This window comes from Streptomyces sp. Act143 (assembly GCF_003143935.1).
Lineage (GTDB): Bacteria > Actinomycetota > Actinomycetes > Streptomycetales > Streptomycetaceae > Streptomyces.
The window spans coordinates 894,003-907,053 of the sequence record NZ_QFRX01000001.1; the positions used below are offsets into that span (position 1 = coordinate 894,003).

Genomic DNA, 13,051 nt, shown 5'->3' on the forward strand with positions numbered 1-13,051 from the left:
AAGAAAGACCGTGACACGACCCAGGATCCTGGTGGTTGGCGCAGGTTTCGCCGGCGTGGAGTGCGTACGCCGGCTGGAACGCAAACTCGGCGCGGACGAGGCCGACGTCACGCTCGTGACGCCGTTCGCCTATCAGCTCTACCTTCCGCTGCTCCCGCAGGTCGCCTCCGGGGTGCTGACGCCCCAGTCGATCGCCGTGTCGCTGCGGCGGAGCAAGAAGTACCGCACCCGGATCATCCCGGGCGGCGCCATCGGCGTGGATCTCAAGGCGAAGGTGTGCGTGATCCGCACCATCACCGACGAGATCGTCGACGAGCGGTACGACTACATCGTGCTGGCCCCGGGCAGTGTGACCCGCACCTTCGACATCCCCGGCCTGACGGACCACGCGTTCGGCATGAAGACGCTGGCCGAGGCCGCCTACATCCGCGACCACGTCATCTCGCAGCTCGACCTCGCCGACGCCAGCCACGACGAGGCGGAACGCGCGGCGCGGCTGCAGTTCGTGGTCGTCGGCGGCGGCTACGCGGGCACCGAGACCGCGGCCTGTCTGCAGAAGCTCACCCACGCCGCCGTCAAGCGCTACCCGCGCATCGACCCGGCGCTCATCAAGTGGCATCTGATCGACATCGCCCCGAAGCTGATGCCCGAACTGGGCGACAAGCTGGGCAGCACCGCGCAGAACATCCTTGCCAAGCGCGGGATCGACATCTCCCTCGGCACGTCCGTCGCCAAGGCGGGCCCGGAGGAGGTCACCTTCACCGACGGCCGTGTCATCCCGACACGCACCCTGATCTGGACGGCCGGGGTGGTGGCGAGCCCGCTCATCGCGACGCTGGGCGCCGAGACGGTACGGGGGCGGCTCGTGGTGGGCGCGGACATGAGGATGCGGGGCCAGGACGGCGTCTTCGCCCTCGGTGACTCCGCCGCGGTGCCGGACGAGGCCAAGGGCGAGGAGGGCGCGATCTGCCCGCCCACCGCGCAGCACGCGATGCGCCAGGGCAAGCACGTCGCGGACAACGTCATCGCCACGCTGCGGGGCGGGGCGACGACCCCGTACACCCACAAGGACCTCGGTCTGGTCGTGGATCTCGGCGGCACGGACGCCGTGTCCAAGCCGCTGGGCATCGAGCTGACGGGGCTGCCTGCCCAGTTCGCGGCCCGCGGCTACCACTGGGCGGCGCTGCGCACCAATGTGGCCAAGGTGCGGGTGGCGACGAACTGGACGCTCAACGCGATCGCGGGCGACGATTTCGTCCGCACGGGGTTCCAGGCCCGCCGGGCGGCGAAGCTGAAGGACTTCGAGTACACGAACGCGTACCTCAGCCCGGAACAGGTGCGCGCCCATGTGGACGGCACGGAACGGCAGGACTAGGGCCTGTCCGGTGGCACGGGTGGCGGGGAAAGAGTGGCGGCTCGGGTGAGGCGGAAGGGGCGGGGCGTCGGGTGCCGTCGGAACGATTCCGGTACCGCGTCGTGACGGGGTCCGGGCGGGCGCGGCTGCGGGATCTCGTGGCGGCGTCCGATCCCGGGCTGCTCCGGCTGACGGCCGGGCTGCGGACGGTGGGGGCCATCGCCCTGACGCTGGCAGTCCTGGCCCCGTTCCGCACGGACGTGCGGCATCTGGTGGCGGGGGCGATCGCGGCGATGGTCGCCACCTTCGCGGTCCGCGACAAGGAGCGCTCCGGGCAGGCGGTGACGCTCGGGCTCGGGCTGCCGGTGGCGCTGACCGCCGTGACGCTGGGGGCGCTGCTGGCGGACCAGGTGGTCGCCGGTGACCTGTTCTTCGTCGCGCTGATCTTCTGCGCGGTCTACGGGCGGCGGTTCGGCGACCGTGGCACCGCGCTCGGGCTGATCGGCTTCCAGGTGTACTTCCTGTCGCTGTTCGTCGGCGCGACGGTGCCCGGACTGCCGTCGCTGTACGGGGCGATCGGCGTCGCCTTCCTGAGCAGTGCCGTGGTGCGGTTCGCGCTGGTGCCGGAGACGCCGGCGGGGACGCTGGAGCGGCTGCGGTCCGCCTTCCGCGCCCGCCTGGCCCGGTTGGTGACCGCGCACCTCGAACTGCTCGACGCGGGCCCCGAGGACGTGGAGCGGGCACTGGAGCATGTCCGGGAAGGAACCGCGCGGCTGCACGACACCGCTCTGATGATCCAGGGGCGGCTGGAGGCGGGGACCGCCGACGAGGGCGTGGCCCGGCTCGTGCAGCGGCGGGTGGCGGACGCCGAGGTGGCCGCCGAGCGGCTGGGGTTGCTGCTGCTGACCGCGCGCAGCGCCGAGCGGGCGGACACCCTGACCCTGCATCTGCCGGGTGCGCCGGTGCCCTCAGGCGGGCTGCTGCCCGTGCGGGACAAGGCCATCGACCAGCTGCGCCGGGATCTGGCGGCCCTGCGGCTGCTCGTCCTGCGGCCGGTGTCCGCACAGCACGGGACGGCGCTGTCGCATGTCCGCAACCGGCTCCTCGGCTACCGGGACGAGGAGAACCTCCCGGTGGCCCCGCCCGCGGTCCAGGACGTCTTCAGGGGCGTGGGCGAGACCGCCCGGGCGGTGCTGGGGCTGCGGGTCGCGCTCGACGGGCCGCAGGACGAGTCGGACGACAGCCCCGCGACGGCCCGCTCGCGGGAGGAGCTGGACGCCGAGGACGCGGCCATCGACGCCGGCGAGGAGGCGGCGCAGGAGGAACCGACGGGGCTGCGGCGGCCGACGACGCGGGCGGCGGTGCAGGTGGCGGTGGGGTCGTCGCTGGCCATCGCGGGCGGTGAGCTGCTGTCCAGCCAGCGCTGGTACTGGGCGGTGCTGACCTGCTGGATCGTGTTCATCAACACCGCCTCCACGGGCGAGATCCTGGTCAAGGGCTACCGGCGGCTGCTCGGCACGGTGCTCGGCGTGGTGGCGGGCATCGGGCTGGCGGCGCTGGTCGGGCACCACACCTGGACGGCGTTCGCGCTGGTGCTGGTGTGCGTGTTCCTGATGTTCTACTCGGCGCCGCTGTCGTACACGCTGATGTCGTTCTTCGTGACCGCCGCGCTGGGGCTGCTCTACACCCTGCTGCACACGTACAGCTTCTCGGTGCTCGTGCTGCGGGTGGAGGAGACGGCGCTCGGGGCGGCCTGCGGGGTGCTGGCGGCGGCGTTCGTGCTGCCGGTGCGGACGGACCGCCGTACGAACGATCTGCTGGTCGCCGTGCTGGACCGGCTCGCGGACGTCACCGAGACGGCCGTGGACCAGCTCAGCGGCGGTCCGCCGGCCGATCTGCTGGACCAGGCGCGCGAGCTGGATCAGGCACTGGCCGACCTGCGGGCCGCCACCCAGCCGCTCACCCATCCCGTCACCCCGCTGCGGGCCCGGCGGGACACCGCGCGCTATGTCGTGGCCCTGCTGGAGACGTGCGCGTACCAGGCGCGGGCCCTGGCCGCGACCGCGGAACTCCTGCCCACGCACCCCTCGATCGCGGCCGACCCGCGGCTGCGCGGCGCCGGGCAGCGCATCCTGCGCAACATCCGCGCCCTCGCCGCGCACGTCGCCGACGAGCACGCCGCCGACGAAATCGGTACCGGGCCGAGCATCGCCGCGCTGCTGGAGACCGGCGCAGCGGGCGCCCCCCGCTTCGGCCGCGTCACGGACCGGGTGCTGCGGCACCTGGGTCGGCTGGACGAGGGTGTGGTGGGCCTGGCCCGCCCGCTACGGGTACCGGTGGCCCGGCCGCCGGGGTGACGTGGGCGCGCCTGACGCCCTCCGCCCCGCCGGGCCACTTGCCTGAATCCGGTGGGCCGCAGGCCCGATCGCCCACGCGCATCCGACAGGCGGCATACATCCGCCCCACCCGCTCGCCCGCGCGAACCCGGCGGGCCTCACACCCTCCCCCACCGCGCCATGGCGAAGGAGAACAGGCCGAACAGCACCAGGCCGGCCGCGACGCAGGCCAGCAGCCACGGGCCCGCCGGGAGGTCGGCGAAGGAGCGGAGGGTGTCGTCCAGGCCCTTGGCCTTGTCGGGTTCGTAGTCGACCGCGGCCCGCACCGCGAAGGCTCCGGCCGTCGCGAACACCAGCCCGCGGGCCGCGCCTCCGCCGACGCCCGTCACGTCCACCAGACGCCGGGTCCGCGGGGACATCTCGCCGAGTTTGAACTTGTCGCGGTACGCCCGCATGACCGCCCGGGCACCGATCCACACCCCCGCCACGGCGACCCCGGCCCCGGCCAGCGCCACGAGCCACTGACCGGCGGGCATTTCCAGCGCCTTCGCGGTGACGTCCTTGGACTGCTCGTCGCTCGACCCGTTGCCGCCCCCGCCCGACCCGCCGCCGGCCGCGAACGACAGCACCGAGTAGGCGACGAAGCAGTAGAAGACGAACCGGGTCAGCGCCAGCAGCCGCTTCTTCGCCGTACGGCCCTCCGGCCCGACCGAGCCGAACAGCGCCTCGGAAAGCCGCCACAGCGCCATGCCGGCGAGCCCGGCGCCCAGGGCCCACAGCAGGACGGCCCCGAAGGGCTTCTCGGACAGTTCGGCGAGGGCGCCGCCGCGGTCCGCCTGGCGTTTTCCGTCGCCGAAGGCGATCTGGAGCGCCAGCACTCCGACCAGCAGGTAGATCACACCGCGAGCCGTGAGACCCGCGCGGGCCGCGCCCTCGGTCACGGAGCCGCGGGCAGCGCGTTGGGCACCGATACGGCCCTCGCGGGCGATGGCAGTCGGATTCATCTGGACCTCCCGTGCTCCGAATGCCCCGGTCGCCACGCGGCACACCCGGGAGGCCGGCCGACCGGCACACCGCTGCTCAAACCGCGACCCGCTCGCCGAGCGCCTCGGCGCGGACCCGGGCGCAACTGCGGCTGATCAGACGGGAGACGTGCATCTGCGAGATGCCGAGCTGGTCGGCGATGCGGCTCTGCGTCATGTCCTCGAAGAACCGCATGTAGAGGATGGCGCGTTCGCGCTCGGGCAGCCTGCGCAGGCCCGCCTTGACGGACTCGCGGTCGACCACGACGTCGTACGAGGAGTCGGAGCCTCCCAGGGTGTCGGCGAGGCTGTATCCGTCGTCACCGGTGGAGAGTTCGGCGTCCAGGGACAGGGCGCTGTAGCTCTCCAGCGCCTCCAGGCCCGCGTTGACCTCCTCCTCGGTCAGGCCGGTGTGGGCGGCGAGGTCGGCGGGGGTGGGTTCGGGGGTGCCCGGCGTCTGGGTGAGCTCGCGGCGGGCCACCCGCACCTTGTTGCGCAGTTCCTGGACCCGGCGGGGCACCCGCAGGGCCCACATCCGGTCCCGGAAGTGCCGCTTGACCTCGCCGGTGATGGTCGGGACGGCGTAGCTCTCGAAGGCGCCGCGTTCGGGGTCGAAGCGGTCGACGGCCTTGACGAGGCCGAGGGCGGCGACCTGCCGCAGGTCCTCCAGCGACTCGCCGCGTTCGCGGAACCGGCCGGCGATGCGGTGGGCCATGGGGAGCCAGGCGGTGACGAGTTCGTCGCGGACGGCGTCCCGTTCGGGGCCGGGCTCCAGGGTGGTGAGCCGGGCGAAGAGGGTCGCGGTGTCGGGGGCGTCGTCATGGCGCCGCCGCGGGGCCGCGGTCGGCGCGTCGGGGAGGCCGGGACGGCTTGTCGATTTGTCGATAAGCATGCGGAATCGCTCCTGAACGATGGTTTCAGGGACTTGACCGCGGGAGGAGTGCTGCCCGGACACCGGGGCCCCGGAGCAGCCCTACCGCTCCCGTCGGCGCGCCTCCGGTCCGAAGCACGACTGTGCGTCTGCCCTGCCGCCGGGGGAGCAAACTCCGCTTCGCGACGGAAGGCGGACGTCGGGTCAGGACAGCGGCACGAGCGCGGTGATGCACTTGCCTCCGGAGGCGAGGCCGGTGACCCGGACGTCGCGCGCCAGCCGGCAGACGATCGGCCAGCCGCGGCCGCCCACCCGCCACCGGCCGTGCGGGTCGACGGGCTCCTCGGTCACCGGCAGCGCGTCGCTGCGGTCGCTGACCGAGACCCGTACGCCGGGCTCGTCGACGTCCACGTGGAAGTCGGTGATGCCGCCGCCGTGCAGGATCGCGTTGGAGGTGAGCTCGGAGGCGACGAGCAGGGCGTCGGCCACGGACTCCCGGTCGCAAGGGGTCCCGGTGGCCCGGCAGCGCGCGGCCACGGCCCGCTCCACGGCGCGGCGCGCCTCGGCGGGCTTGCACGGGCAGTGCTGCCGCGGCCTGCCGGTCGCGGACGGCTGGGGGACGGGTGCCGGCCGCGGACGGCCGGCTGTCGCCTGATCGGCGGTGGATGCCGTCGTTTCGGGGGCGGATTCGGTCCTGTGCTCCCTACACATGGTCTGGGCTCCCTGAACGGTTTGGGACGAGCCGGACCCTTCCGTGCCCTCGGCCACCGCACTCGGCGGGCCCTCGCCGGCCACGGCCCTCGGCCGACCGGCGGCGGCGCAGTGGTTCGCGCCGCGTGAGCATCGCAGGTCTCCTCTTTCGGCTGACCGTTCCGGGACCCGACAAACCTCGAAGGCGCGGGCCATCCGGCAGCCGGGACGGGGTACCCGGCTCGCATGACCGATGTCGTGGACTCAGACGAGCTGTTGCGGCGCATCCAGCGCGCCCGGGCCTGCGCCCTGGAGGAGGAGCGGGCGTGGCGGACCCGGGGCGACGCCCTGCGGTCGAGCGATCCGGAGGGCGCGCGGGATGCCACCGTGCGGACGCTGGCCTACGAGGCCGTGCTCAGAGTGCTGGACGAGATCCTCACGCCGGGCAAGAGGGCCGGTGACCACTGACGGTCGCGATTGGCGACGCCGCACCCGGGAACCCGGGAGCGCATGGCACTGGATCACACGCGGGCACCGGTACTGGAAGCGCTGGAGACCTACCGGCGCGAGGGCTTGCTGGCCTTCACGCCACCGGGCCACAAACAGGCGCGGGGCGCCGACCCGGCGGTGCGGGAGGTGCTGGGCGACGCGGTGTTCCTCGGCGACGTCCTGGCGTCGGGAGGTCTCGACGACCGGCTCACCCGGGGCCGGGTGCTGGAGCGCGCCGAGGAGCTGATGGCGGACGCCGTGCACGCCGACCACACGTTCTTCACCACGTGCGGCAGTTCCTTGTCGGTGAAGGCGGCGATGCTGTCCGTGGCGGGCCCGCACGAGCAGTTGCTGATCGGCCGGGACGCCCACAAGTCGGTCGTGTCGGGCCTGATCCTCTCGGGCATCGAGCCGGTCTGGGTCGAACCCCGCTGGGACGCCGAGCGGCATCTCGCGCACCCGCCGTCCGCGGAGGCCTTCGAGAAGGCGTTCGCCGACCACCCCGACGCCAAGGGCGCGCTGGTGACCAGTCCGACGCCGTACGGGACGAGCGCTGATCTGCGGGCCGTCGCCGAGGTGTGCCACCGGCGCGGGCGGCCCCTGATCGTCGACGAGGCCTGGGGCGCGCACCTGCCGTTCCATCCCGACCTGCCGTCCTGGGCGATGGACGCGGGCGCCGACATCTGCGTGACCAGCATCCACAAGATGGGCAGCGGCCTGGAACAGGGTTCCGTCTTCCATCTCCAGGGCGATCTGGTGCCGCCCGAGGTGCTGAAGCTGCGCGCGGATCTGCTGGGCACCACCAGTCCGTCGGTGCTGCTGTACGCCGGGCTGGACGGCTGGCGGCGGCAGATGATGCTGCACGGCAAGGACCTCATGGGCGCCGCCCTGGATCTCGTGACCGAACTACGGGCGGCCGTCGGACGCATCGAGGGGCTGCACGTAGAGGGCCGGGAGGACTTCTGCGGTCCGGGGCTCGCCGACGACTTCGATCCGCTGCAGGTCATCGTGGACCTCAGCGGGCTCGGGATCAGCGGGTTCCAGGCGGCGGACTGGCTGCGGGCCGAGCGGAACATCGAGGCGCATCTGGCCGACCACCGGCGGCTGGGCGCCCAGATCACGCACGGCGACGACCGGGAGACGACCGGGGAGCTCCTGTCCGCGCTGCGGGATCTCGCGCAGGCGGCTCCGGAGCTGCGTCCGGCGCCCGAGGTGTATGTGCCGCCGCCGTCCGAACTGCGGCTGGCGCAGGCCCGGCCGCCCCGGGACGCGTTCTTCGGGCCTGCGGAGAACGTGCCGGTCGAGAAGGCCGCGGGACGGATCGCCGCCGAGATGATCACGCCGTATCCCCCCGGCATCCCGGCCGTCCTGCCGGGCGAACGGCTGACCGAGCCCGTACTGCGCTATCTGCGCACGGGCAAGGAGGCGGGCATGAACCTGCCCGATCCGAGCGACCCAGAGCTGAATACGATCAGGGTGCTGGAGGCCGAGGAGGAGTGAAACGGGTCACGTGGCCCGGTTCTGGTTTCGCACCAGCCCCCAAGATGGTTTACGGTTCATCCATACGTGGTCGTGGAGTTGACGCCGACAGTCCTCCGCTCACCACCCCTGAACCGCCCTGGCTGGCCTCCCCCGTCCAGCCAGGGCTTTTCCATGCCCGGGTGGCTCCGGTGCCGGAAGTGCCGGCCGCCGAGGTGCCCGAGACGGCGGCAGCGGCTGAAATGGGCGTAGGGAAAGCCCCGGAACCGAATCGCCGGCGAGGAGCCCCGCGTCATGACCAAAGCGACGAAACTGCTGACCGCCCTGCCCCCGCCGCAGCGCCAGCGTCTGATGACGCTCGCCCGCGAGATCTCCTTCCCCGAGGACACCCGGATCTTCGAGGCGGGCGGCACGGCCGACCGGTTCTGGGTCATCCGCTCGGGCGCGGTCTCCCTCGACCAGCAGGTGACGGCGCAGCAACGGGTGACCGTGGCCAGTCTCGGCTCGGGGGACCTGCTCGGCTGGTCCTGGCTGTTCCCGCCGCACCAGTGGGACTTCGGCGCGGTGGCGTTCAGCCCGGTCCGCGCCTACGAGTTCGACGCGGCGACCGTGCTCGGCCTGTGCGAGGAGGACCCGGCACTGGGGCTGATCCTGGTGCGCAGCGTCGCCGAGATCCTCGCGTACCGGCTGGAGATGACGCGGGGCAAGCTCATGGAGCAGTACGCGATGCGCCGCCGCGCCCTGTAGGGACCGACCGGCGGGGTCAGACCCGGTAGCGCCGCAGCGCCGGGACCGTGGCGGCCAGCACCAGCATGACGGCGACGACGAGGAGCCCGCCGCCCGCCACGGCCGCGCGCGGCCCGAAGGCGGAGCCGGCGGTGCCGTGCAGGACGTCGGCGAGGCGCGGACCGCCCGCGACGACGACGGTGAAGACGCCCTGCATCCGGCCGCGCATCTCGTCGGTCGCCGCGGACAGCAGGATCGCCCCGCGGAACACCATGGAGACCATGTCCGCCACCCCGGCGAGGGCCAGGAAGGCGACCGCGAGCCACAGGCTGTCGCTCAGTCCGAACCCGGTGACGGCCACGCCCCAGGCCACCACCGCGCCGATGACCATCCAGCCGTGCCGGCGGGCCCGGGAGAACGTGCCGGAGAACAGACCGCCGAGCACCGCGCCGATGGGGATCGCGGCGAACAGCAGACCGAGCGCCAGCCCTTCGCCGTACGGCGCGTAGGTCTCGGCGGCGAGCTGCGGGAACAGCGCGCGGGGCATGCCGAGGACCATCGCGACGAAGTCGGCGAGGAACGACAGCAGCAGCACCTTGTGCAGGGCGATGTAGCGGAACCCCTCCGCGATCTCGCGCAGGCCGGCCCGGCGCCCGGCCTGAGCCGCGAGGGGCGGCAGCGGGGGCAGCCGGTAGACCGCCCACACGGTCACGCACAGCGCCAGGGCGTCGATCAGATACAGCTCGGGCAGCCCGATCACCGGGATCAGGGCGCCCGCCAGCAGCGGTCCGACCACCTGGCCGGTCTGGGCGACGGTCGAGCCCAGGGCGTTGGCCGCGGTCAGTTCCTCGGCGGGCACCAGCCGGGCGATGGAGGCGTTGCGGGCAGGCGCGTTCAGGCCCCAGAACGCCTGTTGCAGCGCGAGCAGCACCATCAGCGCGGCCACCGACCCCAGACCGGCCGCCGCCTGGAGCCAGAACAGCAGCGAGGTGAGCGCGATGCCGCTGTTGGTGACCAGGAGAAGCTTGCGGCGGTCCATGCTGTCGGCGATCGCGCCGCCCCACAGCGCGAACACCATCAGCGGCAGCAGCCCGGCGAGGCTGGCGTAGCCGACCCACGCCGAGGAGCCGGTGATGTCGTAGACCTGCTTGGGCACGGCGACGGCCGTGAGCTGGCTGCCCACGGCCGTGACGACGGTCGAGGACCACAGCCGGCGGTAGGCCGGGATGCGCAGCGGGCGGGTGTCCATCGCCCAGCGCCGCCAGCCGCGGCGGGGCGGCGGCCCCCCGGCCGGGGCCGGCGTCTGCGGTTCTGTGCTGCTTTCGCTGGTGTCCACGGACTTCCTGGTTGCTCGTTACATCTTTCCGGAACCAGGGTTCACTATGGCACTTCCGTCCGAGCGTGCGGGACGCGCGATCTCAGCTTGCGGAACGGCCGTTGCCGGGCTCCTCAGGCCCCGGCGATCAGCAGAAGGCGGAGGGCGATCATCGTCGCGGCGACCAGGCCGACGTCCGCTGGGCCGCATGCGGTACGTCGCGGCGGCGAGCCCCGGTCTCGTGGACCGGCACTTCGGCGGGCCGCTGGGCGACGCGCCGGCGAAGGCACCGGTGGTGACCTTCGACCGGCGGGACTCCTACCAGGACCGCTTCGCGCGGGAGCTGCGGGGCGGTGCCGGCGGGGCGAGCCCGGCACGGCACGCCATCCCCACCTCCGAGGGGTTCGTGGGGGCGGTCACGCTGGGGCTGGGCTGGGGCATGGTCCCGGAGGTGCAGGCGGGCCCCCTGCTGCGCGCCGGGCGCCTGATCCAGCCGGCGCCGGAGCGGCCGGTCGACGCCCCGCTGTACTGGCAGCAGTGCAAACCGGACTCCCCCGCCCTGGCCGCGGTCGCCGACGCCGTCACCACCGCGGCGGCGGAGGCGCTACGGAGCTGAGCACTCCTCGCCGGTCAGCGCCGCCAGCTGCGCCGCCGCGCTGTCCAGGAGCATCTCCAGCGCCGTCGGATAGGCGCTGTCCACCATGCGTTTGGCCAGCAGGGGCGCCGCCTCGGCGATGCGGGGGTGGGTGGTGCGGGGCAGCCGGGCGTACGTCGAGCTCCACATGTCCTCGTCGGCGTGGAGCGCGGCGCTCGGCAGGGCGAGGGAGGCGGCGTCCAGGGCGGCGAAGGCCAGGGTCTGGTCGATGAAGGCGTGGTAGATCCGCACGGTGTCGGGCACGGGGAAGCCGGCCGTGCGCAGCACGTCCAACACCGCTTCGTCGGCGGCCAGTTCGTTCGGGCGGCCGGTGACCCGGTTCGTCGTGAGCAGGGCGGCCTGCGGGTGGGCGACGTACGCGGCGTGGAGGCGCAGGCCGACGGCCCGCAGGTCCGCCCGCCACTCCCCCGTCGGGCGCCAGCCGCGCAGGGCCTGGCCGATGAGCGCGTCGCCGATCGCGAGGGTCAGGTCGTCCATGCCGCGGAAGTAGCGGTACAGGGTGCTCGGGTCGGCGTCCAGGGCGAGTCCCAGGCGCCGGGCCGTCAGCCCTGTGCTGCCGTGTTCGCGCAGCATGCGCAGCGCGGTCTCGACGATCAGTTCCTCGGACAGGACGGTGCCGCTCTTGGTGGGCCGGCGGCGGCGCCGCTTCTCCTCGGGCACCACGGGTTTCGGCACGGCCGCTCCTTTCCCTCTTATGCCAACGCCATTGACCTTACGTGAGCAGGCGGCGTTGTATCTCAGCCGGGGCCCCGTCACGTCGTAGACCTTCAGCCGTAGGAGTCTTGTCATGCGTGTACTGCTCGTGGGTGCCGGAGGGGTGGGCACCGCCATCACCCGGATCGCCGCCCGGAGGCCGTTCTTCGAGGCGATGGTGGTGGCCGACTACGACCTGGCGCGGGCCGAGGCGGCCGTGGCGGCGCTCGACGACGCCGGGACCCGGTTCCGGGCCGAGCGCGTCGACGCGGGCGACGAGGCGGCCGTGACGGAGCTGCTGGCGCGGCACGCCTGTGACGTCCTGCTCAACGCCACCGATCCGCGCTTCGTGATGCCGCTGTTCCGTGCGGCACGCGCCGCCTCCGCCACGTATGTCGACATGGCGATGTCCCTGTCGCGCCCGCACCCCGAGCGCCCCTACGAGGAGTGCGGGGTCAAGCTGGGCGACGCGCAGTTCGAGGACGCCGCGGAGTGGGAGAAGGCGGGGCTGCTGGCCCTGGTCGGCATGGGTGTCGAGCCGGGCCTGTCGGACGTCTTCGCGCGCTACGCGGCGGACGAACTCTTCGACGAGATCGAGGAGATCGGGGTCCGCGACGGCGCGAACCTCACCGTCGACGGCTACGACTTCGCCCCGTCCTTCAGCATCTGGACCACGATCGAGGAGTGCCTGAACCCGCCGGTCGTCTACGAGGCCGACCGCGGCTGGTTCACCACCGCCCCGTTCAGCGAGCCCGAGGTGTTCGACTTCCCCGCGGGCATCGGCCCCGTGGAGTGCGTCAACGTCGAGCACGAGGAGGTGCTGCTGATGCCCCGCTGGATCGGGGCCGGGCGGGTCACCTTCAAGTACGGGCTGGGCAACGAGTTCATCGAGACGCTCAAGACGCTCCGTCTGCTGGGTCTTGACCGCACCGGCCCGGTGACGGTCCCGGGCCCCGACGGGCCCGTCCGGGTCTCGCCCCGGGACGTCGTCGCCGCGTGCCTGCCCGACCCGGCGACGCTGGGCGAGCGGATGCACGGCAAGACCTGCGCGGGCACCTGGGTGAAGGGCGTGAAGGACGGGGCGCCGCGCGAGGTGTACCTCTACCACGTGGTCGACAACCAGTGGTCCATGGCGGAGTACGGCAGCCAGGCGGTGGTGTGGCAGACGGCGGTCAACCCGGTCGTCGCGCTCGAACTGCTGGCCGACGGCGCCTGGAAGGGCGCGGGCGTCCTCGGCCCGGAGGCCTTCCCCGCCGGCCCGTTCCTGGAGCTGCTCACCGCGTACGGCTCGCCCTGGGGTCTGCGCGAGCAGTAGAACCGCGCCTCCCAGAACTCCGTTGTTTCACATACGCATCGACAGGTGACCCGAAAGCGAGTAAGCCATCCGCGAGGGCACGGACGACTTCGAGCGCAGGTGACAT

Annotated in this window: 12 protein-coding genes; 7 read left to right on the forward strand and 5 right to left on the reverse strand. The window is 73.0% G+C overall.

What is annotated here, in order from left to right:
• Nucleotides 1–10: 10 nt before the first annotated feature.
• Together DI272_RS03935 and DI272_RS03940 are read left to right on the forward strand one after the other, a co-directional pair.
• On the forward strand, nucleotides 11–1,375 hold the full coding sequence (locus tag DI272_RS03935; RefSeq protein ID WP_258314456.1) for an NAD(P)/FAD-dependent oxidoreductase: 1,365 nt from the start codon (nucleotides 11–13) through the stop codon (nucleotides 1,373–1,375).
• 71 nt (nucleotides 1,376–1,446) lie between these two features.
• Nucleotides 1,447–3,711, forward strand: a complete 2,265-nt coding sequence (locus DI272_RS03940; RefSeq protein WP_258314457.1) for an FUSC family protein — start codon at nucleotides 1,447–1,449, stop codon at nucleotides 3,709–3,711.
• Between the two features lie 137 nt (nucleotides 3,712–3,848).
• Here DI272_RS03940 and DI272_RS03945 read toward each other — a convergent pair whose 3' ends face one another.
• The 3 genes from DI272_RS03945 to DI272_RS03955 all read right to left on the reverse strand — a co-directional run bounded on the left by DI272_RS03945 (nucleotide 3,849) and on the right by DI272_RS03955 (nucleotide 6,294).
• Nucleotides 3,849–4,694, reverse strand: a complete 846-nt coding sequence (locus DI272_RS03945) for a DUF1206 domain-containing protein (RefSeq protein WP_109493730.1) — start codon at nucleotides 4,692–4,694, stop codon at nucleotides 3,849–3,851.
• Between the two features lie 76 nt (nucleotides 4,695–4,770).
• The gene (locus tag DI272_RS03950) at nucleotides 4,771–5,604 is read right to left on the reverse strand and encodes a SigB/SigF/SigG family RNA polymerase sigma factor (protein WP_109493731.1); all 834 of its coding nucleotides are present in this window, start codon (nucleotides 5,602–5,604) and stop codon (nucleotides 4,771–4,773) included.
• A 183-nt stretch (nucleotides 5,605–5,787) separates the two neighbouring features.
• Nucleotides 5,788–6,294 (reverse strand): ATP-binding protein, encoded by a 507-nt coding sequence (locus DI272_RS03955; RefSeq protein WP_109493732.1) that lies wholly within the window; start codon nucleotides 6,292–6,294, stop codon nucleotides 5,788–5,790.
• Nucleotides 6,295–6,519: 225 nt separating this feature from the next.
• On the opposite strand from DI272_RS03955, the gene DI272_RS03960 reads away from it, so the two are divergent.
• From DI272_RS03960 to DI272_RS03970, 3 genes are all read left to right on the forward strand, one after another.
• The gene (locus DI272_RS03960; RefSeq protein ID WP_109493733.1) at nucleotides 6,520–6,741 is read left to right on the forward strand and encodes a hypothetical protein; all 222 of its coding nucleotides are present in this window, start codon (nucleotides 6,520–6,522) and stop codon (nucleotides 6,739–6,741) included.
• A 42-nt stretch (nucleotides 6,742–6,783) separates the two neighbouring features.
• Nucleotides 6,784–8,262 (forward strand): aminotransferase class I/II-fold pyridoxal phosphate-dependent enzyme, encoded by a 1,479-nt coding sequence (locus DI272_RS03965; RefSeq protein ID WP_109493734.1) that lies wholly within the window; start codon nucleotides 6,784–6,786, stop codon nucleotides 8,260–8,262.
• Between the two features lie 273 nt (nucleotides 8,263–8,535).
• On the forward strand, nucleotides 8,536–8,988 hold the full coding sequence (locus DI272_RS03970; protein WP_109493735.1) for a cyclic nucleotide-binding domain-containing protein: 453 nt from the start codon (nucleotides 8,536–8,538) through the stop codon (nucleotides 8,986–8,988).
• A 16-nt stretch (nucleotides 8,989–9,004) separates the two neighbouring features.
• On the opposite strand, the gene DI272_RS03975 is transcribed toward DI272_RS03970, so the two are convergent.
• Nucleotides 9,005–10,303 carry an MFS transporter gene (locus tag DI272_RS03975; RefSeq protein WP_109493736.1) on the reverse strand — a complete coding sequence of 433 codons (1,299 nt, stop codon included), beginning with the start codon at nucleotides 10,301–10,303 and terminating at the stop codon, nucleotides 9,005–9,007.
• A gap of 46 nt (nucleotides 10,304–10,349) precedes the next feature.
• On the opposite strand from DI272_RS03975, the gene DI272_RS03980 reads away from it, so the two are divergent.
• Entirely contained in the window at nucleotides 10,350–10,898 is a 549-nt protein-coding gene (locus DI272_RS03980) for a LysR substrate-binding domain-containing protein (protein ID WP_109500674.1), read from the forward strand.
• Here the strand turns inward: DI272_RS03980 and DI272_RS03985 are convergent.
• Nucleotides 10,887–11,612, reverse strand: coding sequence for a TetR/AcrR family transcriptional regulator (locus tag DI272_RS03985; RefSeq protein WP_109493737.1), 726 nt, complete (start codon nucleotides 11,610–11,612; stop codon nucleotides 10,887–10,889). The genes DI272_RS03980 and DI272_RS03985 overlap by 12 nt on opposite strands.
• Nucleotides 11,613–11,724: 112 nt before the next feature.
• Between DI272_RS03985 and DI272_RS03990 the strand changes: the two genes are divergently transcribed.
• Entirely contained in the window at nucleotides 11,725–12,945 is a 1,221-nt protein-coding gene (locus DI272_RS03990; RefSeq protein ID WP_109493738.1) for a saccharopine dehydrogenase family protein, read from the forward strand.
• Nucleotides 12,946–13,051 lie beyond the last annotated feature (106 nt).

Excerpts from the sequence above, each read along its gene's own strand:
- DI272_RS03945 (WP_109493730.1), bottom strand. The coding sequence starts at position 4,694 with ATGAATCCGACTGCCATCGCCCGCGAGGGCCGTATCGGTGCCCAACGC.
- DI272_RS03950 (WP_109493731.1), bottom strand. The coding sequence starts at position 5,604 with ATGCTTATCGACAAATCGACAAGCCGTCCCGGCCTCCCCGACGCGCCG.
- DI272_RS03955 (WP_109493732.1), bottom strand. The coding sequence starts at position 6,294 with ATGTGTAGGGAGCACAGGACCGAATCCGCCCCCGAAACGACGGCATCC.
- DI272_RS03960 (WP_109493733.1), top strand. The coding sequence starts at position 6,520 with ATGACCGATGTCGTGGACTCAGACGAGCTGTTGCGGCGCATCCAGCGC.
- DI272_RS03965 (WP_109493734.1), top strand. The coding sequence starts at position 6,784 with ATGGCACTGGATCACACGCGGGCACCGGTACTGGAAGCGCTGGAGACC.
- DI272_RS03970 (WP_109493735.1), top strand. The coding sequence starts at position 8,536 with ATGACCAAAGCGACGAAACTGCTGACCGCCCTGCCCCCGCCGCAGCGC.
- DI272_RS03980 (WP_109500674.1), top strand. The coding sequence starts at position 10,350 with ATGGCACTTCCGTCCGAGCGTGCGGGACGCGCGATCTCAGCTTGCGGA.
- DI272_RS03990 (WP_109493738.1), top strand. The coding sequence starts at position 11,725 with ATGCGTGTACTGCTCGTGGGTGCCGGAGGGGTGGGCACCGCCATCACC.